Genomic DNA, 22,472 nt, shown 5'->3' on the forward strand with positions numbered 1-22,472 from the left:
TGTAAGAATACACCTGCGAGCTTTTAAAAGGACGAGAATTGGTGTTAAAAGTAAGGGGTGAAAAGCTTTATGAAAACCTACTCCCTCGGCGTTGAGACGGTTCCGGTTGCACTCGCCGGTGACCTGCTCGTCGGGAGCGTCCACGACGGGAAAGCCTACAAGATAATGCTCGCAAGGCTCGACGGGGAAGAGATAAAGGCCGTGAAGTTCATCTCAGGAGAAGACGACTGGGAAGGGCACAGCGCGGCGAAGCTCAAAGACGGCTATCTACTCGGCGGTGCCGTTGAGGGGAAGGCCACACTTGAGGGCGGTGAGGGATGGAAGGGCTACGTAGCGAGGCTTGACGGGAACCTCGAAGTCCTCTGGGAGAGAAAGCTGGAAATCCTTGGCAATGAATGCGTTTACTCAATTCTGCCCGCTGAGGGCGGGACCTTCGTAGCTGGAGAAACCTCTGATGGGAAAGGCAGGGGCTTCTTCGTCGGGAGAATCACGCTGGAAGGCGAACTCCTCTGGCTCAAGACCCTTGGTCCCTGAGGCGATGTTGTGATTTCCGGCCTAGTTGAACTCAACGGTAAGCCCGTCCTCGTCGGAAGCGTGAAGGATGGAACCTGGAAGGTTAAAGCGTTTGAGTTCACTGAGAACGGGGAACTGATAAGGGAAAGCGAGCTCGGAAATGGAGTCGCCCTAACGGCCGCCAAAATGGGAGGAAAAATAACCCTGGGCGGCTACAAAGGGAGTGACCTGTGGGTCTGGGGCAGAGACTGGGAGGTAACGCTCCCGAACGGCGCGGCAACCTCGCTCCTGCCAATCGAGAACGGCCTCCTTGTCGGGGGCGAAGTCTATGGGAAGGCGGTGCTACTAAAGACCAAGAATGGTAAAATCCTTTGGAAGAGAGAACCTTGGGAGCGCGGCTGGGTCGAGATCTTGGGTAAAGGCGTTGCGCTCGGGGTTAAGGAGGAAGAGGGAAAGACCGTTATGGTGGTTGAAAGAATTTAAAGGCGCCACTTCAGGGAGCACGTCTGGAGCGATGGGAAATACATTGACGAGCTGATTTACGAGAGGTTCAAGGATTCTCTCCGGAGACCAGAAAAGAGCAAATCCGCAAGGTTCGCCGACGGGTGGAAAGCCAAAGCCGTGAGGAGCGAGTTGCTTCTGGTTGGCTTCCCGTTAGTCCGGCCCTCTTTTCCGCGGTTCTCCTCTTAGGCTCAGGAGGTCGGCTCCTCAACGTCTCCTTCGACAGCCTGATGCAGAAGGCCTTCCCCTCAAAAGCCTCAGAACTGCGAGGGGCATCTTTGACGCCCTCGCTACGCTCGTCGTTCCGCTGTCGCAGTTGGCCTTTGCGTAGGCGATTGAAAACGGTGCCGGAGTTCTGTTTTCGGCGATCACCACATCGGTGGTGGCGCTTTTTGGGACAATTTTGCTTCAGACCTGCTTGAAAAATTCTCTTAGAAGGTTAGGCTTCGTGCTGTAAGAGTATAGATATGTTGTGTACGAAGTACAACTGACCTTCTTAAAAATCAAGTTCTAACTCTAATCAGGTGCTTTACACATATTTCACCAAAAACTACTTATACCTTAAGATTTAGTAAAAGAAGGGAGCCCCATGAGGAAGATACTGGCCTTTATACTGGTTGCCGTTGTTATAGCTTCTGGTTGTTTAGAGGACTCTGATAATAACGCAACTAGCGATGCAACACCCACCACGATCTCCTCGGAGACTGGATTTTTGGAAGAGCTGGGGAAGGTCTCTCCCTCGGATCCCCTCTGCGGGATGAACCCAAACGTCAGCGTCTCCCACTTCATTGACCCGCTTAGGGAGGACTACTCTATCTCCCCAGCCGAGCCTGAGTTCCCGGTTCCCGGGGGCAGTCTGGCCGGCCAGACCTTGGAGGTTTCACCAAAGGGAGTTTCATCAAAGGTTTACGTCAGTGTTTTTGCTTACCCGGATTCGTACTCGGCCACTGAAGCGCTGGCAGAGCTCAAAGAAAAGCTCAACCGCCTCGGGAACAGCACCGATGAATTCAAGTGGGAGGGGAAGAACGCGCTCTACTCTGCTTTTACCACGTATTTCGGAGGGTTCTACCTCATCGTGGTCTTCCAGGTGCCCTATGGCGAGGATGGGCTTAATATGGCGGAGTACGCCCTCAACGAGGTCATGTTTCACGTGATGTGGGTTGGCCCCTCCCCGGAGAAGATGCTCGGGCTCTTCATGCACACGGAAATAGTGAACAAAACCGGGAGGAGCAGGGTGTTCTCCGGCGACCTGCTCTCGGAGAGCGGCTTCACCCCGGAAGGAGCGAGGATCGAAGTGGCGGTTTACAGGGAAGGGTGTGGGCAGGAGGTTTACAGGGAGCTGAAATCGAAGATCGAGAAGATTGGCTTCACCGAAAAGTCCCTCCCGCCGCTGAACTCAAGGGATCCTGCAGGAAAGGTCGTCGAGAGGACATACTTTGAAGGAAACGGGGGCGTTTACATCGAGCTGTACGATGGTCCGGGGATGGACAGGGTGATGCTCCTCTACGGTAACGAGAGCGCTGTTAAAGCAGCCGTCCAGAAAATATGGTCGGGTGAGGGGACTTTCGATTGATCTATCTCTTTTTCTTCCGCGGGCCTATTTTGCATCCGCCCATTATTCGAATGACCGTCAGTCAACTTCAGCCCCGCTGAGCTGGGAGGTGTAGAGCCTGTAGAAGCGGCCCTTCCTCTCGAGTAGGGCCTCTGGGGGGCCCTCCTCAACGATCTCCCCGTCCTCGACCACGACAACCCTGTCCACGAAGCGGGTTATGCCAAGGCGGTGGGCTATGATTATGCTCGTCCTGCCCTCCATGAGCCTCAGCATCGCGTCCTGAACGAGCCTCTCAGTCTTGGGGTCAACGCTCGAGAGGGCCTCGTCGAGGATAATCACGTCCGGATCCTTGAGCATCGCCCTCGCGAGCGAGATGAGCTGTTTCTCCCCGACGGAGAGCAGTTTTCCGGCCTCCCCGGCCTGAGTTTCGTACCCCTTGGGGAGCCTCATTATGAAGTCGTGGATCCCAAGCTCCCTGCAGACCCTCACCACGTCCTCCTCGCTCGCTTTGGGGTTCGCTATAAGGATGTTCTCCATTATCGTCCCCGGGAAGAGGTAGGTCTCCTGCGGGACATAGCCTATCCTCCTCCGCAGGCTCTTCCTGCTTATCTCCCTCCCGTCGGTCCCGTCGTAGAGGACTGAGCCCCTGGTCGGGTCGTAAAAGCGCATTATCAGGTTCGCGATGGTTGTCTTTCCTGCCCCAGTCCTTCCCACGAGGGCAACCTTTGAGCCCGCGGGAATTGAGAGGTTTATCCCTTTGAGCACGGGCCTTCCCTTCTCGTACTCGAAACAGACGTCTCTGAACTCTATCTCGCCCCTCAGCTTTTCCACGGTTTTTCCGTTGTAGTCTTCCACCCTCTCATCGTCCAGGACCTCGTATATCCTCTCCAAAGCGGCCAGAGCGGACTGCAGACTGTCGTACATGCTCACAACGTTGTTTATCGGCCCGCGGAAGCGCTGGGCGTACTGGATGAAGGCCACGACGACTCCTATGCTGACGCTCCCCTGGTAGGCGAGGTAGCCGCCGTAGGCTATGACCACCACAACCGAGAGAAGGCTCGTTATGTTCATGAGGGGCCAGAAGAGGCCCATGTAAACCGCGACCCGCAGGTAGGCCTTTATCGTCTCCAGCGACGCCTCTGAGAACTCCCTCTCTACATGCCTCTCCCTTCCAAAGGCGCGTATCGTCTCTATTCCAGCAACGCTCTCCTCGACCACGCTGGAGATCCTCGCTATCTTCCGCCTCGTCTCGCGGTAGGCCTTCCTCATCTTTCCCCCGAAGTAGTAGGCAACCACAACCATGAGCGGGACGCTGGTGAGGGTTACGAGGGTCAGCCTGAGGTCGAGTATGAGCATGGCAACTATTATGCCCGCCAGGCTCAGCAGGCTCCCAAGCCCGCCCAGCAGGCCGGAAACGAGGACATCGTTCACCACGCCGGTGTCGTTGATTATCCTCGACACGAGGTCGCCGGTGGACTTCTCTTTGAAGAAGTCGAGGTTCGCGGAGAGAACTTTCTCGTGCAGTCTGCTCCTGAGCTTCCTGAGGACCTTTTGGCCGAAAACCTCTGTGTAGTACGTCTGGAGAGTCATGAAGAACCACTGGCCGGCAAGGGCGAGGAGGTAGAGGGCCGCGATGAGCCCCAGCTTCTCGTATCTCCCGGGCACTATGTAGCGGTCTATCGCCACGCTCAGGAGGTAGGGGGAGGCCAGGTTAGCCAAAGCCGAGCCGATGATGCTCACCACCACTATGGCGAGGGTTTTCCTCTCGGAGAGGGCTTCCCTTACGAAGCGCACTATGAGCGAGAGCGACGACTCATTCATTTCCTCCCACCGCCCTGAGCATCTCGCTGAAGGCTCCACCTTTCCTGGCCAGCTCCTCCGGTTTACCGTCCTCTACTATTCTGCCCTCGGCCATTACAATAACTCTGTCGGCGAGCTTAACTAGTGACGGCCTCTGGGAAACTATCAACGCCGTCCTGTCCTTCAGTATCTCCTTCAAGTCCTCCACGAGCTGCTTCTCGGTTCCGGCGTCGAGGTTCGAGACTGGATCATCGAGGAGGATTACCTTTGGATCGAGGAGCAGGGCCCTCGCCAGCGCTATCCTCTGCCTCTGGCCGCCCGAGAGGGTTACCCCCTTCTCCCCAACCACGGTGTCGTAGCCTTCTGGAAGAGATACAATGAAATCGTGTATCTTCGCTATCTTGGCGGCCTTTACTATCTCCTCCATCGTCGCGTCCGGCTTGGCAAGGGCGATGTTCTCCCTTATGCTCCGGTTGAAGATGAAGGGCTCCTGCGGGACGTAGGCTACGGTCTTCCTCAGGCTCTCCGTCTTTATCTTCCTCACGTCAACCCCGTCCAGGAGCACCTCTCCCTTCTCGGGCTCGTAGAACCTGGCTATCAGCTTCAGAACCGTGCTCTTTCCCGAGCCCGGCGGTCCGGTTATGACGACCTTCTCACCGGGCTTCACCTTAAAGCTCAGCCCCCTGAGAACGGTCTTCCCCGTGTGGTAGGTGAGCCACACATCCCTGAACTCCACCTCGCCCCTTGGGTTCTTCAGCTCGACAGCATTCGGCGGATCAACGCTCCCGGGAGCGGAATCCACAACCTCAAAAAGTCTCGAAGCCGCGGCCAGGCTCCTCTGGATGTCGGCTATTGTGAAGCCGAGCGCCCTGAGGGGCCAGGTCATCGTGAGCATGTACGTGAGGAAGGCCACGAGCTCCCCAACCGTCAGCGTGTTCACTATGATGGCCCTTCCACCAAAGTAGAGCATCGCACTCATCGCTATTCCAAGGACGAGGAAGGAGGCGTTTCCGTATATCGCCACCACCCTCGTGGCCTCGACGTTGAGTGAGTAGAGTTCCTCGTTCTCCCTCTCGAACTTTTTGCTGATCTCTTCCTCCACCGAGAGGGCCTTTATCGTCTTTATCCCGGCTATCGTCCCTGTGGCTGTAGAGGCTATTACACCTGTCTGGTGCCTGATCCTGTCGTAGATGGGGCGGACTTTCATTGCGTAGGCCGAGTTCAAGGCCACGACGATCCCTATGGTAACCAGGGCCACGGCAGTCAGGAGGGTGTTCATCCGGACCATGTAGTAGAGCGAGACCGCTATCAGAAAGAGCGAGTACACAAACATCCTCAGCCGGAATGAGAGGAACCTCGTTATCCTCTCCGTGTCGTTGGTTATCCTGCTTATCAGCTGGCCGGAGAAGGTCTTGTCAAAAAACTCCATCCTCTGCCGTTGAATTGCCCTGAAGGCGTCCATCCTGAGGTGGTAAACCGCATGCTGGGCCGATTTGACGAGGAGATACCTCCCGGCAAAGCTGAAGGCCCCGTTGAGGACGCCAACGAGGAGTATGAGGAGTGCGTAGCGGAGGGCCTGGCCGTAGTCTCCAGCAGTCACGCCCCGGTCTATGGCCTCCCTTATGAGGACGGGAACCACTCCGCTGGTGTATGACATGAGGAGTACCATAACCATGCCCAACGAGAAGTGGAGGGCGTGCCCTCTTAGGTACCCCAGCAGTCTGGCCAGCCCTTTGAGCGATTCTCCCATGGTGGAGGAGTAAGGTTCCGTTTTTATAAATATTTGCCTGTTAAGATGTCCGTCTGAGAGGAAAGCCTAAAACCTCCGGCGATTATAGTGTGCACGGTGATGGCATGAACCCGATAATCCGCGAAGCCAGACCCGAAGACAGGCCTTTCATCAAGGAAATAGCGCGTTTGACATGGGGCGGTGAAGACTACCTGGCGAGGGTGTTCGACGATTGGGTAAAAGACGGCAACTTCTACGTCCTTGAGCTTGAGGGAAAGGTGATCGGAACGGCAAAGCTCACGCTTTTGCCCGGCAAAGTCGGCTGGCTTGAAGGGCTCCGCGTCCACCCAGATTACAGGGGGAGAGGCTACGGGAGGATGATCCAGAACTTCATGATCGACCTCGGGAGAAGGCTCGCCGAACAGGGAAAGATTGAGGCCCTTGAGTTCGCCACCTACTTCCTGAACAGAGAGAGCATAGCGATGGCCAGGAAGGACGGCTTCTCGGTTATGGCGAGGTTCTTCAACCTCGGCGCAAGGGTGGAGGACTTCCAGCCGGAGAAACCAAACCCGGTGGAGCTTGGGATGAATGACCTGACCCTCGGAATAATCCCCCTCGGCTGGAAGTTCGTTCACCGGAGCGAGGAAGCGTTGGAGTGGCTTAGAGAGAAGGGGGAAGCCTACGAAGTGAATGACTTTAAGTTCCTCGCCACCAGAGACGGGGCAACCTTCACGCCGCTCTCAACGGGCCTGGGGTGCATAAGGGCGATGTTGCCGGCGATGGCGTGGGTGGCAAGGGAGAAAGGCCGGGAGGAGTTCGACCTGATGCTTCCCGGGGGAATGAAGCCCGTTCTTCCAGGCCTGAGGAGGCTTGGCCTCTTCCTCTGGGACGAGACCGATGAGCCAAACGTGCTGGTGTTTAGAAAGAAACTACCGGAGCGGTCGGTGATCAAACCACTCTAAACCCAAGAAGAGAAGCACGCCTGCCTTGAGATGGTGAAAGCCCTACAGGGGTGGTTCAACGAGGCCAGCCTAGGGGGATGGGAAGAGATCAGAGAGAAGCTCCGTTGGGTTCGCTTTAGTAGGTCCACCTCGAATGAACAAGAGGCGCTGATTTACGCCAGGTGTCTCCGCAAAATTTAAATGCAAGGTTTTTCATCTTTTCCCATGCGCTGGAGTGAAATCCCCCGCGACGCTAAAGCCTACATGTTCTACCACACGCTCATCGCTCCAGGCCTGATAGTCTGGATTCTCTTCCCGCTCTACCTGATGGAGACGGGCTACTCCATCCTCGAAGTTGGAGCGTTCTTTACAGCGGTCAACCTCACCTCGATTCCCCTAACTTACATTTTCGGCAGGGCATTCAACCGCTGGGACATGAAGAAGGGCCTCATCGCGATTGACGTCCTCGATGGCATCGCCTACGTTTTGTACGGCCTCGCCAAGGGTGCACTTGCCCCGGTTCTACTCTTCGCCGGCAGGGCCATAGAAAAGCTCTCCACCATGCTCTATCCTCTATACCGGGCCTACGAGCAGATAATCTATCCCGAGGACAAATACGAAGAGATATTCGCCTGGCACCTCCGCCTGCCGGAAATAGCAAGGGTTCTCACGTTCCCGGTTATGGGGTACATTTTGGGCTACGTCTACCCTGGCCCAGAGAGCTACCGCTGGGCCTTCATCATCTTCGGCCTATTCTCGGCCGTCACGGTGGCATACCTCTGGCTTTTCCTTCCGAGCATTGGGAAGGAGGAGAGGATAACTCCGGAAGGCTTTACGTTTAAGGTTGGAGAGTTCAAGCTCCTCCTGGCGTTTGAGGCGTTGCTAACTCTGGCGTGGGCCCTCGCGCCGGAGATGGTCCTCATCAACTACGTCGTCTTTACTCTGCACAAGACCGTCTTCGAGGTAACCCTCGTGGCGGTCGCCAGCAGTGTGGCCTCAATTCTGGGAACCTACGCAAGCGAGCGCGTTCCGAAGGGGAAGGGCTTCCAGGCGATGGCACTCGGAATGCTCCTCAACGCATTCTACGCCCTGATAATGGCCTTATCCCCGCCATTCTGGATTGTTTTAGCAGTTTACGCGCTCGGGGACTTCGGGAACACCTTCTGGTTCCCATTCTACCGCGCATGGATGTTCAAGCTGATTCCAAAGGAGAGGGCGAGCGAGTTCCATGCGGCGATATCGAGCTACAGAAAGGTAATTGGCATCGTTGCGCCCTTTATCGCCGGTGCCCTGGCGAGCATTCATGCAACGCTGCCCTACGCGGTGAGCTTCGGGCTGTTCCTTTTGGCGGGGGTGATGTTCTGGTGGCCGGCGAGGAAAGGTATTTATTCAAGAACCGCGAGTTAGGGGTGTGATAGAAATGAGCGAGGTCGTGATTCCAAAGAGGGACGTTTTGATATACGAGAGGTTGAGGATAATCTCCGAGCTGGCGCCAATACGTGAGAGAGTAAAGGCCTTCGAGAAGAAATACGGGATGACGTTAAAGGAGTTTGAACGGAAACTTATGGACTCGGAGGAATCTTTTGAGGCCTGGGACGACTATATTGAGTGGAAGGCCTACGTCAGGAAGCTTGAAGAGCTGGAGAAGAGGCTGAAGGAGATTGAACATGCCGAGAGAGTTAGAATTGCTTGAGAAGAGCCCAGCAGTCAAAAGCTACGAAATCGTAGACTACAAAGAGGGGGAGAGTTTTTACTTTCTGAAAATCAGGGCAGAACTAATAGACGGAAGCGTTCTTTACATCAGGGAATTTGTCTCGGAAGAGGAGTACAACTACTCTTTCCAATGGCAGAAAGACGAAAAGCTTATAGTCCGCTGGGATAACGCGCCACATCACAGGGACATTGAAACTTTTCCGCACCACAAGCATGTTGGCTCACAAGACAGCATCCATCCCTCAAAAGAGATTTCTCTTGAAGACATTTTGGGAGTTATTGGGGAGAAAATAGTTCCAGGAAATCGAGCGCAGGACTCAAACGCTTCTATTAGGGTCAAGTGATAGAGGTAAGCACGGTTTGGGTCTTTCTCTCCCTGCGTCCTTCAGGCCATCAAGGGCGTCCCAGAAAAAGGGCTCAGCGAGGGTATGCTTGTGGTGATCTCCAAGAAGAGAGGCTGAGGAATCGGTCAGCCCCTGCCCCTTTTCCTTCCCATTGGGAATCTCAAAACCTCCCGCAGACTAAGGTCCTCCAGCGGATCAAACTCCCCCAGAAGCTCCTCGACGAGCTCTTTCGGGAGGTCTTCGCTCTCAAGGCCCTTCCTGAAGGCCCTCTTGCCCTGGTTTATGACCCGGAATAGGCCGGCAATCTGGAACAGGATTCTCGGAAGATGGAAGAAGAGAAATTTAAGAAAGGGACGAACGTTCACTCTTCCTTCCTCTCCTCCTTGGCGTTCTCTGGCCTTGCCTTCCCGAGGGTTATGTTTATCGGTCCAGAGGAGCCGCCCTTTCCCTTCATCAACCCGGTCAGTGCCTCAAGGAGGGCCTTGGGAGCGTTGATGCTCTTCATGTACTCCTTGGTGAGCTCGGTTGCCGTTTCCTTGTCCATGCCGGCCTCGACGAGGTTCTTGTAGAACTCCGCCACGCTCTTGCCCATCGCCTGCATCTTCTCAGGGCTGTACAGTTCGCTCAGGAGGTTCTTCAGCGGTTCAAGGATGTCCTCTATCATCGGCCCTACCTTGTCCATGAGCTTTGCCGCCTGCTCGATGTCCCTGTCGCCGTAGTAAGCCTCTATGAGGTCTTCAATGATGTCCACCTTCTTCTCAAGGAGTTTGAGCTCTTCCTCGCTTTTGGCGTTCTTCATCTCCTCCACCAGCTCCTCAAGGAGCTTCTCCAGCTGGGCCGGGGCCTTCTTCTCAATCTCAACTTCCTCAACGTTCGCCATATCAACCACCTCAATAATCGTTAGTCTGATCAAACCTAATCGGCATTCCGATCAGCTCTAACCACTTCCTGACCACATCCCTGGAGAGGGCGTAGACCTTGCCCCTCTCGGCAGGGACTTCCCTTACAACGCCGAGCCTCTCAAGCTCCTCCAGCTTCGCCCGGACTGTGTTCCTTGAGGCCTTTCCGCGCCTGCCCTTCAGCTCGCGCGCTATCTGACTCACGTTTGCCCTCTTGAGGTCGAAGAGAATCTTTACAATCTCCCTCGCTATCGGGTCGTGCTTTATCTCAGGGATGACCACGTCTATACTCAGGCCCCCGTATTCCGCATAAACATTGAGGAGCCTGAGGTAGGCCTGGGCCATCTTGGAGACTACCTCGAAGCTCGCCCTCATCGCTTCGAGGGCCTTCTTGAGCTCCTGGACTTCCCTGGCGAGGTCTTCATCGGGCATGATAGTTGTTTGTCTGCTCACTCCTAAAGGGTTTCCGGTCAGGGGTGAGCAGAAGGGGAAGAAATCAGAACTCTGGAATCCTTATCGGCGCCTGGAGTTCTTTCTCGTTCTTCTCAAGATTGGTGGCAAGCATGCGAATCCTGTCGCAACCCTTGATTTCCCTTATGAACTCCGCCACGCTCTTGGGCACAAGCTCCTCCCAAGGCTCGCCCTTTATCATTCTCCGCCTTATTTCCGTCGCTGAAAGGATGTCCTTCCTGAACATGGGCTGGACTATGACCTCATAGCCCTTCTCGCGGAAGAGCTGAGCAACCAGAGAGTTTCCAGTGAAGACGACGTCGAAGCGCGGAACCATGCTGACCACGTATGTGGCCCAGATGGCGTTGAAGTTTATGTCCGGGAGCGGAATGAGGTAGTAGCGTTTTTTGGTTAGTCCTGCCTCGTCCAAAGCCCTTATGAGCATCTCCATCCTCTCGCTCGTCGTGAAGGGATTCTTCAAGGTGTGGCTTGCCTGGGCGCTTCCGATGCCTATTATCACCTCATCGACCTGCGAGAAAACAAACTCAAGGGCCTTGATATGTCCGTTGTGCACCGGCTGGAAGCGGCCGACGAAGAGTCCACGTTTCAGTTTTGACATGGTTCTTAACCTCCGTTCAAAATTTTTGAACTATCCGTTTAAAATTTTTGAACGAACCTCACCCTCACCTCATCGCCAACCTTGAGGCCGAGCCTTTCACTCGCGCTCCCCTGGTTGACGGCTATCTCCAGGTAGTCGTGGCTTCCGGGCAGGGCCAGAAGTTCGCCGGGCTTTACCTGGCCGTAGGTGTCAAGGTAAGGAATTCTGAGTCTGAAGTCCGGGAGCTCAACTGCATTCAGCCTTTCATAGTCTTCGAGGTTCAGTATAACGTTCCCGAAGTCGTCAACGTAGATAACCTTCAGAAGCCAGAGGTCTTTCTCTTTCCTCGGCTTCAAATCGAGCCTAACGAGAGAATCGAGGGGAACCTCCTCCGCGAACTCCTCCGGAGAAACGCCCTTCTCTATCAGCGCCCCAGCCGGGCCGAAGACGTCCCTGCCGTGGAAGGTTGAACTGATTTTCCACCCCGTGAAGCGCCTAATCCTCTCAAGGTCTATCTCCCAGGCCCTTCTGGGCTTTATGTGCTTCATTGGAAGCGTGGCTAAACCGTTGTCGGGAACAACGAGCCACTGCTCGCCCTCAACTATTACGGCCCTCCTCTCTGTCCCAACGCCGGGATCGATAACGCCAACGTGGACGGTTCCTTCCGGCGAGTACTTGACCACCTGCTCCATCACAAAGGAGCCCTCAACGATGGAGTGCCTGGTTACCGCGTGGGTAACGTCAACGAGCTTCGCGTTCGGGTTTACCCTGAGCATCGCGACCTTCATCTCGCCGACGTATGGCCCTTTAAGCCCGAAGTCAGTCGTGAGCGTTATCACCGCCACCACCCAAAGTTTAATTAACCGGACGACTTTAAAGTGTTTGGAAGATGGGGATGAAGCGGATACTGTTGGTCTTCCCATTACTGGTGCTGGTGATGGCCTCAGGCTGCCTCTTCAAACCGCCAGCCGAGGTCAGGTTCTCCCTGGACAGAACAACGGTGGCACCCGACGACACAATCCACGTGATCGTCCTCATCAACAACACGGGAAAAGTCGGCCTTACGGGGGCAAATCTTGTCCTGGGAGATAGCAACTTCCAGATACTTCAGGAACCAAAGTTCCCCGACGTCCTCCCCGTTGGGGAGACTGCCCAGTTGGTCTGGATACTGAAGGCCCCGCCCACACCGGGCCACTACAATCTCAAACTCTCCCTTGAACTAACCGACGAACTGAAGAGGACCTGGACGGGATTCTACGGCCAGTTCCTAGTGACTGTGTCCAACAAGACGCCACCCCGAGGAGAGTTGAAGCTGGACGTTCTGGGGCCCGAAACCTTAAGGGGCGGAGAAGTCTCGAACCTGAGCGTCACGATTACCAACCCGCTAGATGTTCCCATTGAGCTCACGAACATCAAGCTCGACCTCCTGGAAGGCATGAAGGTGCTCAGTGTCAGCACCATGCCCGAGACAATCCATGAGGGAAAGACGATTTCGCTTAAATATACGGTGAAAGCCCCCTACGCTTACAGAGAGGGGTACATCTCTGCGGTTCTGAGGTACAGGATAGGGGACATGGAGAAGAGCGTCGTTAAGAGCGTCCCCCTCAGGGTGGTATGGACACCCTGGAACGAGAGTGAGGAGACACTGAAAGAGGCCTACGGCCTCAAATACCACTGGATAACGGACAGTTATCTCGTCGATGGCTACTGGGCGGAGAAGTACAACTCCACGCCGGTGTTCGAGAGGAGCGAGCTGAGGAAGAAGACACTGGGAGTCATAGGCGCTGCCGAATCCGAGGTGCAGGCGGCGGAGGCAATATACCGCTGGATGATGCACACATACTCCTTTGGGGACACCACGTCGACCCTTGAGCCGGACAGGATACTCCTTCAGGACAGGATAAGCTATGCGGAGGGCCAGATACTGATGACGGCAATGCTCCGTTCAATAGACATTCCCGCGAGGATCGTGACCCTGTACAACGGGACGGACTGCACGAGGAGGCCAATAACGGAGTTCTACACCGTGGACGGATGGTACGTCGTGGACATCGAGCACGGCTTTGTGGGTTCCCTCGACGAGTACCTCGCCAGCCCCTACTTCCCCAGGCTCTACCAGATGATAACCGGAGAAGGGTACAGGCTGGTGGCCCAGAGCCCGACCGAACTCCGGGGGCACGAGCACGTGGACGTCACAGGGGACTTCATAGCAGACCTCGAGGACAGACTCCTGACGGTTATCAACGGCAGGCTCCAGCCGGAGCTCAGGTCGAAGCTCATGGTGGTTATGAACAACCTCGACGAGAACGAGCGCCTCTACGCGCTGTTCCTCTTCAGCTCGGCCCCGAGCGACGACGACCTCAACAGGGTTATCGAAGAGTACAGCACCAAGAGGATAGAGCAAAACGTAAAAACCATGTACGAGTTCTACAGGGGCATGGAGTGGAGCGACGACTTCACGCGTTACTGGAGAATATTCGCGGGTGAGGTGAAATGATAGTCATCCTTCGTCTGGGACACAGACCCGAGAGGGACAAGAGGATAACAACGCACGTGGCTTTAACGGCGAGGGCATTCGGCGCGGATAAAATAATAATCGCCGCGGAGGAAGACGAGCACGTTAAGGAGAGCGTCGAAGACGTTGTTAGGCGCTGGGGCGGACCGTTCGGCATTGAGTTCAACCCCAGCTGGAAGAAGATAATGCGTGAGTGGAAAGATAGTGGCGGAATCATCGCCCACCTGACGATGTACGGGATCCACATAGACGACGCCCTGCCTTCAATAAGAGGGGAGCTGAAGGCAGGGAAAGACCTGATGATCGTAGTCGGGGCCGAGAAGGTTCCGAGGGAAGTCTACGAGATGGCCGACTACAACGTGGCCGTTGGAAACCAGCCCCACAGCGAGGTCGCTGCTTTGGCCGTCTTCCTTGACAGACTCCTCGAGGGGGAGGGCCTGAGAAAGGAGTTTGAGGGCGCCAAGCTCAAGATAATCCCACAGGAGAAGGGGAAGAAAGTGATAGAGCTTTGACCGGTGGTTGGAATGGTCCTCAACAACTACCGCGAGAACGTCAGGGGCTATTTAGAGGCCATCGTGAGGCCGCTGGCCAAAGCCGGGGTAACTCCGAACACGATAACTGTCCTGGGGCTGCTCATAAGCCTTGCCGGGGCGTACCTGTTCTACCTCGGCGAGCAGTTCTGGGCGGCTATAGTTCTGCTCATCGGCTCTCTCATCGATGCACTCGACGGAACTTTAGCGAGGATGACCGGAAAGACGAGCCGCTTCGGGGCGTTCCTCGATTCGACTTTTGACAGGATAAGCGACGGGGCGGTTCTCTTCGGCATAGCCCTTGGTGGTCTGGCAGACTGGAGAATAGCGTTCCTCACGTTCATGGGTGCATACCTGGTGAGCTACGAACGCTGCAGGGCGGAGTTAGCTGGTTCAGGAAAGCTCGCCGTCGGAATAGCGGAAAGGGCCGAGCGTTTGTTGATCCTCATCGGCTTTGCACTGTTCGGCTACGTCGAATACGGTGTCTACCTCGTTGGAATACTCGCGTGGGTGACCGTCCTTCAGAGGATGTGGGCGGCTTACCAGAGGCTCAAATGAGAAAGAGGGAAAACCGGGGGATGACGAGAATTTCGCTAGGCGAGGCATAGCCGATGAAGAGCCCTGCCGTTGCGGACCCCTCATTTTTCCACTAAACCTTTCACGATCTCAACGACATCGCTCAGTTTAGAAACCACGAAGTCGCAGTTCCCCCAGAGCTCACGCTTTTTGCCATCCGAGTCAACGAGGACGCTGAGCATGCCGACGTTTCTGGCACCGACACAGTCCTTAGCCGGGTTGTCGCCGACGTAGATGGCCTCCTCAGGCTTAACTCCCGCCCTTTCCAGGGCCAGGATGAATGGCCTCTCGTGGGGCTTGTAGAAGCCTGCATCCTCGCTCGTCGTTATGCTGTCAAAGAGGTCGTAGATTCCAAGGGCCTTAAGGTGGGCCTCTATGTAGTCGTTGTCCGAGTCGGTGATTATTCCGACGTGCAGGCCCATGTCCTTTAACGCCTTTATCGTCCCCACTGCGTCGGGGAAAAGCTCCCCAAAGCGCTCGTGCATTGCTATGCTTATCTCCCAGAAGTTCTCTGGAACCTCAAAGCCGTGCCTCTCAGCGACTTTCTGCATGGCCTTTGTGTCAACCTCCCGGATTTTAACATAGGGCTTTCCGGCCAGCTCCTTGAAGAGCGCCGAGCTCTCCCCCTCGTACTCCTCCCAGATTTTGATGTAGTCCAGATCTTCCCTGCCCGCTTCCCTGAGCACTTCCCTCACGATGTTCTGGTGGGTCACGTTTTCCCCGGCCTTCGTTATCAGCGTGCCGACGAAGTCTAAGAAGACCGCCTTCAGCATTTACACCACCGGGATAAGTTTGCCGCAGACGTTAAAACCCTTCCCGGGCATAATGACAAAATTCTGCCGGAAACCTTTCGGAAATCTGCCGGTTTGATAGAAAAAGATTGGAAAAGCTTTTATCGTCCCAGGAGGCCTTAAGGACGAAGTGAAGGGGGTGAGGAAAATCGAGGCGATACTCCTCGTCTGGGGCGTCCGGGACGAGGTTTTAGAGAAGCTTCCCCTCGAGGGACACTGGCTCTACGGGGAGTACGACTTTATAGCGAAGATAGAACTCAGGGACGAGTTCGAAATGGAGCAGTTCGCGGAGGAGCTGAGGCACTTAATCCACGGAGGAACTTTCAAGCTCATGCCCATCGCCCTCTCGACCATTAAGAACGGAGTGGAAGGGAGCGAAACGGTCTCAATGCTCGAATCGCTCAAAGTTTCGGCCCCATGAGGCCCCTCTTTTTCAGCTCTTCGTAGGCCCTCCTGAGGGCGCCCCTAATTAGATACCTCTTGTTCATGCCGCCGAGTCTGTAAGCGGCCTTCCTCAGGCTTCCAGCCCTGAGGAAAAGCTCTATCAGCTTCCTGTCATCTTCCGGGAGGTCGAGGTGCTTTAATGCCATCTCCGCTATCTCTATAGGATTGTTCCCCTCGTAGGCGTAGTCGGAGCTCATGACGGGTTTATCAAAGCGCTCAGTGAGGCGGAATACAACAACGTGGGCCGGGGAGTCGTCGTTGACGTATTTGTAGTGGGTTTTGAGGGCATTTACAAGCTCCTCCCGGCTGGAAAAGCCGTCAAGGAATGCATCCTCGTCGGTCAGCTCCCCAACCGTTTTGCTCTCGACCCTCTCTATCACTGCCTTCCCGAGGGCGTAGCCACCGGAGTGGATAAGAACAACGTCTCCTTCCTTCAGGTTGGGCCTCCTGCCGAGCCTCACCGTTGCCCTCTTCCTTCCTTTTAGTATCGCCTCAGCGTAGCGCCCGTCGAACTCGAGGTGGCGCATGACCATCACCGCTCACTTTTCTCCCACGAGCTTGAACCTTATCGCTATGACGCCGTAGCGGTTCTCCTTCCATTTGGGATACATGTTGTGGAACCTCTTCACCGCCCTCTCAAAGCTCGGTTCGTCCGGAAAGATTTTCTTTATCGGCTCCTCGCGGAGGACCTGGCGGAACGTCTCGTAGGGTTTAACGCCAGTAACCACTGCGGGGACCTCGTCGTTGAAGATTATCTTGTCGCCGGGCTTTATCCCCTTCAGCTGCGGATAGGCGACCCTTACTTCAATCCTCTTCTCCCCCGACTTTATGTAGTCGAGGTATTCATCGCGAACGCGAAGTCTGTAAACTCTCATCTTCACCACACCTCGATTTCTCGCCCCTCTTAAAAGGGTGATGGAAACTTTTAAATCCTTTAGCGTCGAAGTAAGGTCAGGTGTAAGAGATGAGGAGAAGCGCCCAGGCTGCCATTGAGTACCTTTTCATGCTTGCGGCCGTGCTCGTTCTCGTGCTGATAGCGGCGAGGATAGTTCTCAACGGCGTCAAAAACATGAACGAGGCAATAGGGAACTACGTCGACCAGGTGAGGCAGGAGATACTCGAGGACCTCTGAGGTGGAATCATGGGATACGCTCCCCTACTTCTGGGGCTGGTTATGGGAGCTATTACTTCATACACCGACCTGAAGACCGGTTTTATAGACGATATAAACGTCTTCCCGACCCTCGCGCTCATCGGAAAGCTGCGAGGATGGGAGGGCGAGGAGAGCGAGGGACTGCTCGATAAAATCCCTATCCCAGCGGTCGAGGTGGGAATCCTTTACTACCTCTACCTTGGGCTTAAGGAGGACAACACCCTTCTCGCGGTCTCCGGGCTGGTAGGCTTCGTCCTCGGCCTCATTCTCGGCCTCCTGCTGTACTACATCGGTGCCTGGGCCAGCGGTGACGTCCTCATCCTCGCGGGCTTCTCGGCCCTGCTTCCTTATCCCCCGGAGAACGCTTCCCTGGTTCCGCCGTACGCGGTCGGCTATCCCCTCTATCCCCTGACGATACTTCTCAACAGCCTCATCGCGATATTCCCTTTCATATTCCTCTACGCCTTCGGCGTTATACTCCTCAGAAGGCAGTTTGACGAGCTCAGGCGCATATTCACCGATGGGGCGAGGCTCACCGCCGAGGTCTCCCTGTGGATAATGGCAGCCCTCGGCTTCAGGCTGATTCTCTACGACTTTACCGGAGTGGCCATAGTGGGGATATGGTCGTGGCTCTTCACGATAGTGGTGATATACGTCCTCGGGAAGTTCAGGAAGGCTGGCGACGTAATCGGACTCGCGGTGCTTGCTTACCTCCTCTACACCGATCCCCTGCCGATGGCGAGGGCTTTCCTTAAGCTTCTGGCGATGCTCTATCTCTTCAAGGTGTTCTTCTCCCTAGCCAGGTTCATGAGAACGGGTGTCCTCATGGAGGATGTGCCCGTTGAGGAGCTCGAGGAGTGGGACATACTCGGGGAGACGGTGTTCGAGAGGGAAGGGGAGGTCCTCAGGGACAGGAGCGACCTCTTCACCCGCATGAAGAACGCCGTAACTTCGGCCGACCCATCCCTCCTCAGACCGGACTACGGGAGGATAATAGCGTCCCCAACCGCGGAGGGCCTTAGGAGAGAGCAGATAGAGGAGCTCAGGAAGCTGGTCGAGGAGGGAAAACTCGAGAACCGCTTTTTGAGGAAAAAGTCCATGCCCTTCGCCCCGGCCCTCTTCCTCGGCTTCCTCATCAGCTACTTCTGGGGCGACATCTTCTGGTGGATTCAGGTGAAGATAGCGGGGATGTGAGTTAGGCTTTTAACCCCGCACCCCCAAACTCCATTCGCCGGCCCGGCGTCCGCCCACCCCGCGGAGGGGTGAAGCGGGGATTCCGGCCGGGCCGACAGGGGGATGACGAGCTTTTGCTTTGCTGAAGAGTGATGAGCACGCCCTTCCCCGACCCCTCAGATCAGGCCGGCGATTATCTCCTTCACTTCCCTGAGGCTCTCGACGTTGTGGTCGCCCTCAACGCCCTCGTGCGGGTTTATCGCTATCGCAACGTCTGCCTCGCGAAACATGCTTATGTCGTTGTAGCCGTCACCAACTGCCACTGTAAGCTTGGGCTTCAACTCCTCTTTCAGCTCGCGCAGAATGACTCCCTTGCTCTTGAAGTCCACCAGCGGGTTCACCTTTCCCGTAACGACTCCATTCTCGTCGAATATCAGCTCGTTGGCGTAGACGTAGTCAACCCCGAGCTCCCGCGCTATCCTCCCAGCGAGGCACATCAGACCGCTCGAGAGGATGGCTATTTTGAAGTCGTTTTTCCTAAGGAACTCGATGAGCTCCTCTGCGCCGTCCATGTACTCAACGGAATTAGCCCACTCAAGAATTTCATCCCGCGTGTGGCCCTTCCAGAGGGACGAATCTAACTCGGCCCACTTCACGTAGTCGATTTCTCCAGAGAAGAAGAGCTCGGCGTACTCCTTTCCCTTCTCCCACGTGCCGAACTTCTTGTGCAGCTCCACCCAGCTCGAGATGGATTTAACGAGCGTTCCCTCAAGGTCGAAAGCGATGAGCCTGACCATGGTACCACCTTAAAGAAAGGCCGTCTGAGAGCTTAAAAGCCTACTCGTTCCAGCCGTATTCCCCGACCAGGGGCACGAAGGCAACGCCACCCCAGCGCCTCTTTTTGATTTTCCCCGTCTCGGTCTTATCGATGATGTACAGATCCTGCCAGAGATGGTAGCTTCCGACTGGGATTATGAGCTTTCCCCCCGGGTTGAGCTGTTGAATGAGTGGCCTCGGCACCTCCGGTGCCCCGGCAGTCACGATTATCCTGTCGTATGGGGCTTTGGGAGGGAATCCCTTGCTACCGTCCCCGAGGATTACATGGACGTTCTTAACCCCCGCCCTCTCAAGGTTCTTTCTCGCGAACTCGACAAGCTCGGGGAGCCTCTCCACGGTGTAAACATCGGTCTTCACGAGTTCAGATATAAGGGCAGCGTTCCATCCGCTACCAGTCCCTATCTCGAGAACGTTAAGCCCCGGCCGTAAGTCGGCGAGCTCCAGCATTATGGCGACCATATGGGGTGCCGAGATAGTCTGCCCTGCAGGAATCGGCAGTGGCTCGTCTACGTGGGCGTACTTCTTATAGCGCTCCTCAACGAAGAGGTAGCGCGGATACTTCAGAAAAGCCCGCCTAACGGGTTCGCTTTTGATAACTCCTTCGCGGAAAAGCTGCTCAACAGTTTTCTCCCATCTCCTCAGAAGTTCCTCCTCATCGACCATAACGCTCATCGCGAGAGAATACGCAGGAAAAGATTTAACGCTTGCGGATAAGCTGTGGGGAGAAGTTGGAATAGTGGCCGGCGGCGTCCCCGGTTTCCCGCCCCCTCTCGGAGGGCAGTACACCCGGGATCGCTGGCGGGCTTAACTTCCGGGGTCGAAACGAGACCGGGTGTGACCCCGCCGCTATGACCGCCGTACCGATACATACCTGCCGCGGAGGGTTTATAAACTTTACGGTCCATAGAACCGTCGATGGAGAGGGAGATACTGGAGCTGTTGAGTCTGGAGCGGACGAGGGAGCCACTGAGCCCGGGTAGGCGGGTCAGGGAGTTCCAGAAAACCATCCAAACTCTAAAGAACGGGGAGGACGTTGAGCTAAAGGGATTTCTGCTCGCCAGAAAACCGCCCAACGCCCCAAGAGACGCAGTCTACTACCTCCTCTCACCGCTCCCGCCCTCAGAACTGGCAAGTCTCGGGGAAAACGACTTTCGGACGTACCTGGTCATAAGGGCGACCGAAGAAACACTGGTCTCCGGGGAAGTGAAGCCGGGAAACTACGTTCTGGTGAGGGGGATAATAGACGCCTACCCCTGGGGCAACATGAGGGTGGTATACGCGAGTTCGATCGAGGGGATGGACTACCCGGACTACTGGAAGGACTACCAGGAGTTCGCCCTTAGCAAATCCGAGGTCGTTGACCTCTTCGAGAGAACGGTCTATCTGCGCGACGACATGAGGAACGCCCTCATCTACTCGGTCTACGGTGTACCGTACATAATCGGGGAGAGCTGGGGAGAGGGTTTCGAGTTCACCGTGTTTAAATACCGGGACGATTCTGGACTCCTCGCACTCTGGAAGGCCTTCAAGTACTTCCACTCAAACCTCCCCTGGGAGGTCCGCCTGGGCAGTGAGCGGGTTATAGAGGTGGACGACCCGTTCCTGGGGATAGACTTCCGCCTTGGGAACCCGAACGCAAGCGACATGAGGTACTACACCCCCCTGACGAAGAGGGGGCTCGTCAAGCTCCCCAAAAAGGTCGCAGGGGACATCGTTAGCAAGCGGGCTATAGGGCTGCTCCCGAGGAACCTCGACGCTGATCCTCTCGACAGGATGGCGAGGCTTTCGGAGACGCCCTTCGTTCTCGTCCCCTCGGAGGAAAAGCCCTACTTTGAGGAAAACCGCGAGTTCCTCCAGCTCATACCCAACCTCCTCGTGACCGTCTTTATCCAGAGGGAAAAGCACAAGGCCCTCGACCGTGAGAAGACCCGCTTGCTTGAGGAGGAGCTCCTGCGGTGGCTCAAAGAATCGAGGGACGACTACGGAGATCCGTTCAGGGCGTTGACGGCACCGAGCGGACCAATGAACGTGAAGCTGAGAGCGGAGCTCGGAAAGAGAGTGTTCGGCTCGATAGTCAGGTTCAATGGCAGGGTCACGAAACGGGCGGCGAGGGAGGTCAAACTGATAAACGAGGCCATAGTAAACGACTGGATGGTCGTCCTCAAAGACCGCCCCAGAGAGATGATGAGGCTCCTGAGGGAGTACAGAGCCTACGTTCCGGGAACGCTCAAGGCCCAGAGGGCGCTGGAGATACTCCACGACCTAGCTTCCGTGAGCCCCTCGGGTGAGGTCACGAAGGAGGAGTTCATCCGCGAGCTGGTCAAGGACGGCTTCCAGAGGGAGGATGCGCTGGAGATAACCGAGAAGTTTATAGCAACCGGCTACGTTTACGAGCCGTTCCCGGGAAAGATCAGACCCATACGGTGATACCATGTCAAAAAAGAAGTTCATACGCCAGAAGGAACAGAGGGAGAAGAGGAAAGTCGCCAGGGAAAGGGTGGACCGGCTGTTCACCCTCGCGGAGCGCGTTTTTCCCCACGAGCCGGAGCTGGCGAACCGCTACGTCGAGATAGCACTCGCTGTCCAGCAGAAGGCAAAGATACGAATGCCGAGGAAGTGGAAGAGAAGGTACTGCAAGAGGTGTCACTCCTTCCTCGTCCCCGGGAAGAACGCGGTCGTGAGGCTCAGGAGCAAACCCTATCCGCATGTGGTGATTAAGTGCCTCAGCTGCGGTCACATCATGAGGTACCCCTACCTGAGGGAGCATAAGGAGCGGAGACGGAAGGAGCGTCAGTCTCCGGAGTGAATCACTGCCACGGCCCGCACCGGGCTCCCCGAGCCGCCCTCTATTTTCAGCGGAAGGGCTATGAAAGTGAACTCCTTGCCAAGCAGGGCCTCGAGATTGGTCAGGTTCTCAAAAACAGGGACTTCCGCGCTCAGGAGTATCTTGTGAACCGCATCGTCGCCGATGCTCATTGCATCGGTGCCGACAGCTTTTGCACCCTCCGCAACAATGAACAGAGCAACTTCAGGCGAAAGCCCCCTCCCACCGGTCAGGAACAGTACCACCCTGTCGAAGTAGCCCGAATCGGGAATCTCGTCGAGCTTTATCTCCCCCTCCCCACCGCGGACGTCCAGAACGAGTCCCTCTCCGATAAACTTTTCCAGGGGCATCTCGTCGACTGTCTTTCCGCCGGGTATGAAGTGGGCTGGAGCGTCGACGTGCGTCCCCGTGTGCTCACCCATCTTGAGAGCGTTCATGTAGTAGCCGTCCCTGTCGATGACGGCCCAGAGCTTTATTCCAACGGGTGGATCGTCGGGGTAAACCGGCGTCTCCTCCGAGATGGGCATGGAGAGGTCGACTATCATGGGAACACCAATCCTTTTTAATCTCTTAGATTAAAAACCCTGCG

The 22,472-nt window shown here is 55.8% G+C and carries 28 protein-coding genes and 1 rRNA gene; 15 read left to right on the forward strand and 14 right to left on the reverse strand.

Translation table 11 applies throughout. The features are described 5' to 3' along the window. The first annotated feature begins 69 nt into the window (after nt 1-69). From A3L08_RS10205 to A3L08_RS09655, 3 genes are all read left to right on the forward strand, one after another. On the forward strand, nt 70-534 hold the full coding sequence (locus A3L08_RS10205) for a hypothetical protein (RefSeq protein ID WP_232461731.1): 465 nt from the start codon (nt 70-72) through the stop codon (nt 532-534). A gap of 9 nt (nt 535-543) precedes the next feature. Further along, complete coding sequence (locus A3L08_RS10210) at nt 544-996, forward strand: hypothetical protein (RefSeq protein WP_232461732.1); 453 nt, start codon at nt 544-546, stop codon at nt 994-996. Nucleotides 997-1,603: 607 nt separating this feature from the next. Next, a complete protein-coding gene (locus A3L08_RS09655; protein WP_088854805.1) occupies nt 1,604-2,587 on the forward strand; it encodes a hypothetical protein in 984 nt (327 codons plus the stop codon). 57 nt (nt 2,588-2,644) lie between these two features. Here A3L08_RS09655 and A3L08_RS09660 read toward each other — a convergent pair whose 3' ends face one another. Both A3L08_RS09660 and A3L08_RS09665 read right to left on the reverse strand, forming a co-directional pair. Beyond that, nucleotides 2,645-4,387, reverse strand: coding sequence for an ABC transporter ATP-binding protein (locus tag A3L08_RS09660; RefSeq protein WP_088854806.1), 1,743 nt, complete (start codon nt 4,385-4,387; stop codon nt 2,645-2,647). Continuing rightward, nucleotides 4,380-6,116: an ABC transporter ATP-binding protein gene (locus tag A3L08_RS09665; RefSeq protein ID WP_088854807.1), complete on the reverse strand. Its 1,737-nt coding sequence runs from the start codon at nt 6,114-6,116 to the stop codon at nt 4,380-4,382. The genes A3L08_RS09660 and A3L08_RS09665 overlap by 8 nt, the downstream gene beginning before the upstream one ends. A gap of 104 nt (nt 6,117-6,220) precedes the next feature. On the opposite strand from A3L08_RS09665, the gene A3L08_RS09670 reads away from it, so the two are divergent. From A3L08_RS09670 to A3L08_RS09685, 4 genes are all read left to right on the forward strand, one after another. Continuing rightward, a complete protein-coding gene (locus A3L08_RS09670; protein WP_088854808.1) occupies nt 6,221-7,057 on the forward strand; it encodes a GNAT family N-acetyltransferase in 837 nt (278 codons plus the stop codon). 204 nt (nt 7,058-7,261) lie between these two features. Beyond that, nucleotides 7,262-8,443 carry an MFS transporter gene (locus A3L08_RS09675; protein WP_088854809.1) on the forward strand — a complete coding sequence of 394 codons (1,182 nt, stop codon included), beginning with the start codon at nt 7,262-7,264 and terminating at the stop codon, nt 8,441-8,443. A 13-nt stretch (nt 8,444-8,456) separates the two neighbouring features. Next, on the forward strand, nt 8,457-8,729 hold the full coding sequence (locus A3L08_RS09680; RefSeq protein ID WP_088854810.1) for a hypothetical protein: 273 nt from the start codon (nt 8,457-8,459) through the stop codon (nt 8,727-8,729). Beyond that, a complete protein-coding gene (locus A3L08_RS09685; protein ID WP_088854811.1) occupies nt 8,704-9,093 on the forward strand; it encodes a toxin-antitoxin system TumE family protein in 390 nt (129 codons plus the stop codon). Before A3L08_RS09680 ends, A3L08_RS09685 begins: the two co-directional genes overlap by 26 nt. Nucleotides 9,094-9,218: 125 nt before the next feature. On the opposite strand, the gene A3L08_RS09690 is transcribed toward A3L08_RS09685, so the two are convergent. From A3L08_RS09690 to A3L08_RS09710, 5 genes are all read right to left on the reverse strand, one after another. Next, nucleotides 9,219-9,458: a hypothetical protein gene (locus A3L08_RS09690; RefSeq protein WP_088854812.1), complete on the reverse strand. Its 240-nt coding sequence runs from the start codon at nt 9,456-9,458 to the stop codon at nt 9,219-9,221. Continuing rightward, nucleotides 9,455-9,973 (reverse strand): hypothetical protein, encoded by a 519-nt coding sequence (locus A3L08_RS09695; RefSeq protein WP_088854813.1) that lies wholly within the window; start codon nt 9,971-9,973, stop codon nt 9,455-9,457. The genes A3L08_RS09690 and A3L08_RS09695 overlap by 4 nt, the downstream gene beginning before the upstream one ends. 10 nt (nt 9,974-9,983) lie before the next feature. Then, nucleotides 9,984-10,424, reverse strand: a complete 441-nt coding sequence (locus tag A3L08_RS09700) for a winged helix-turn-helix domain-containing protein (RefSeq protein ID WP_088854814.1) — start codon at nt 10,422-10,424, stop codon at nt 9,984-9,986. A gap of 64 nt (nt 10,425-10,488) precedes the next feature. Next, nucleotides 10,489-11,061 (reverse strand): nicotinamide-nucleotide adenylyltransferase, encoded by a 573-nt coding sequence (locus A3L08_RS09705; RefSeq protein ID WP_088854815.1) that lies wholly within the window; start codon nt 11,059-11,061, stop codon nt 10,489-10,491. A 38-nt stretch (nt 11,062-11,099) separates the two neighbouring features. After that, nucleotides 11,100-11,879, reverse strand: a complete 780-nt coding sequence (locus A3L08_RS09710) for an SAM hydrolase/SAM-dependent halogenase family protein (RefSeq protein WP_088854816.1) — start codon at nt 11,877-11,879, stop codon at nt 11,100-11,102. A 50-nt stretch (nt 11,880-11,929) separates the two neighbouring features. Here A3L08_RS09710 and A3L08_RS09715 point away from each other — a divergent pair, with 50 nt between their 5' ends. From A3L08_RS09715 to pgsA, 3 genes are read left to right on the forward strand one after another with little or no spacing between them, the layout of a single operon-like run. Further along, on the forward strand, nt 11,930-13,537 hold the full coding sequence (locus tag A3L08_RS09715; RefSeq protein ID WP_088854817.1) for a transglutaminase-like domain-containing protein: 1,608 nt from the start codon (nt 11,930-11,932) through the stop codon (nt 13,535-13,537). Beyond that, complete coding sequence (locus tag A3L08_RS09720) at nt 13,534-14,067, forward strand: tRNA (cytidine(56)-2'-O)-methyltransferase (protein WP_088854818.1); 534 nt, start codon at nt 13,534-13,536, stop codon at nt 14,065-14,067. The genes A3L08_RS09715 and A3L08_RS09720 overlap by 4 nt, the downstream gene beginning before the upstream one ends. Nucleotides 14,068-14,079: 12 nt before the next feature. After that, nucleotides 14,080-14,643, forward strand: coding sequence for an archaetidylinositol phosphate synthase (gene pgsA / locus A3L08_RS09725; RefSeq protein ID WP_088854819.1), 564 nt, complete (start codon nt 14,080-14,082; stop codon nt 14,641-14,643). Between the two features lie 80 nt (nt 14,644-14,723). Here the strand turns inward: pgsA and A3L08_RS09730 are convergent, their stop codons facing one another. Further along, on the reverse strand, nt 14,724-15,434 hold the full coding sequence (locus A3L08_RS09730) for a TIGR02253 family HAD-type hydrolase (protein WP_198362124.1): 711 nt from the start codon (nt 15,432-15,434) through the stop codon (nt 14,724-14,726). 148 nt (nt 15,435-15,582) lie between these two features. Here A3L08_RS09730 and A3L08_RS09735 point away from each other — a divergent pair, with 148 nt between their 5' ends. Beyond that, nucleotides 15,583-15,873 carry a hypothetical protein gene (locus A3L08_RS09735; protein WP_232461733.1) on the forward strand — a complete coding sequence of 97 codons (291 nt, stop codon included), beginning with the start codon at nt 15,583-15,585 and terminating at the stop codon, nt 15,871-15,873. Here A3L08_RS09735 and A3L08_RS09740 read toward each other — a convergent pair. Beyond that, nucleotides 15,854-16,423: an ASCH domain-containing protein gene (locus A3L08_RS09740; protein WP_088854821.1), complete on the reverse strand. Its 570-nt coding sequence runs from the start codon at nt 16,421-16,423 to the stop codon at nt 15,854-15,856. The genes A3L08_RS09735 and A3L08_RS09740 overlap by 20 nt on opposite strands. 12 nt (nt 16,424-16,435) lie before the next feature. Beyond that, entirely contained in the window at nt 16,436-16,771 is a 336-nt protein-coding gene (locus A3L08_RS09745; RefSeq protein WP_088854822.1) for an ASCH domain-containing protein, read from the reverse strand. 89 nt (nt 16,772-16,860) lie between these two features. Between A3L08_RS09745 and A3L08_RS09970 the strand changes: the two genes are divergently transcribed. Both A3L08_RS09970 and A3L08_RS09750 read left to right on the forward strand, forming a co-directional pair. Next, nucleotides 16,861-17,028: a class III signal peptide-containing protein gene (locus A3L08_RS09970; protein ID WP_157721618.1), complete on the forward strand. Its 168-nt coding sequence runs from the start codon at nt 16,861-16,863 to the stop codon at nt 17,026-17,028. Between the two features lie 9 nt (nt 17,029-17,037). Then, a complete protein-coding gene (locus A3L08_RS09750) occupies nt 17,038-18,243 on the forward strand; it encodes an A24 family peptidase C-terminal domain-containing protein (RefSeq protein ID WP_088854823.1) in 1,206 nt (401 codons plus the stop codon). 155 nt (nt 18,244-18,398) lie between these two features. Here A3L08_RS09750 and A3L08_RS09755 read toward each other — a convergent pair whose 3' ends face one another. The 3 genes from A3L08_RS09755 to rrf form a co-directional block, all read right to left on the reverse strand. After that, nucleotides 18,399-19,019 carry an HAD-IB family phosphatase gene (locus A3L08_RS09755; RefSeq protein ID WP_088854824.1) on the reverse strand — a complete coding sequence of 207 codons (621 nt, stop codon included), beginning with the start codon at nt 19,017-19,019 and terminating at the stop codon, nt 18,399-18,401. 40 nt (nt 19,020-19,059) lie between these two features. Further along, nucleotides 19,060-19,722, reverse strand: a complete 663-nt coding sequence (locus tag A3L08_RS09760; protein ID WP_088854825.1) for a protein-L-isoaspartate(D-aspartate) O-methyltransferase — start codon at nt 19,720-19,722, stop codon at nt 19,060-19,062. A gap of 75 nt (nt 19,723-19,797) precedes the next feature. Beyond that, nucleotides 19,798-19,919: ribosomal RNA gene (gene rrf / locus A3L08_RS09765) — 5S ribosomal RNA — on the reverse strand. Nucleotides 19,920-19,974: 55 nt separating this feature from the next. On the opposite strand from rrf, the gene A3L08_RS09770 reads away from it, so the two are divergent. After that, entirely contained in the window at nt 19,975-21,486 is a 1,512-nt protein-coding gene (locus A3L08_RS09770; protein ID WP_088854826.1) for a hypothetical protein, read from the forward strand. A gap of 4 nt (nt 21,487-21,490) precedes the next feature. Further along, nucleotides 21,491-21,865, forward strand: a complete 375-nt coding sequence (locus A3L08_RS09775) for a ribonuclease P protein component 4 (protein WP_088854827.1) — start codon at nt 21,491-21,493, stop codon at nt 21,863-21,865. Here A3L08_RS09775 and A3L08_RS09780 read toward each other — a convergent pair. Then, a complete protein-coding gene (locus A3L08_RS09780; RefSeq protein ID WP_088854828.1) occupies nt 21,850-22,428 on the reverse strand; it encodes a cyclase family protein in 579 nt (192 codons plus the stop codon). The genes A3L08_RS09775 and A3L08_RS09780 overlap by 16 nt on opposite strands. Nucleotides 22,429-22,472 lie beyond the last annotated feature (44 nt).

Origin of the sequence: Thermococcus pacificus (assembly GCF_002214485.1) — an archaeon.
GTDB lineage: Archaea > Methanobacteriota_B > Thermococci > Thermococcales > Thermococcaceae > Thermococcus > Thermococcus pacificus.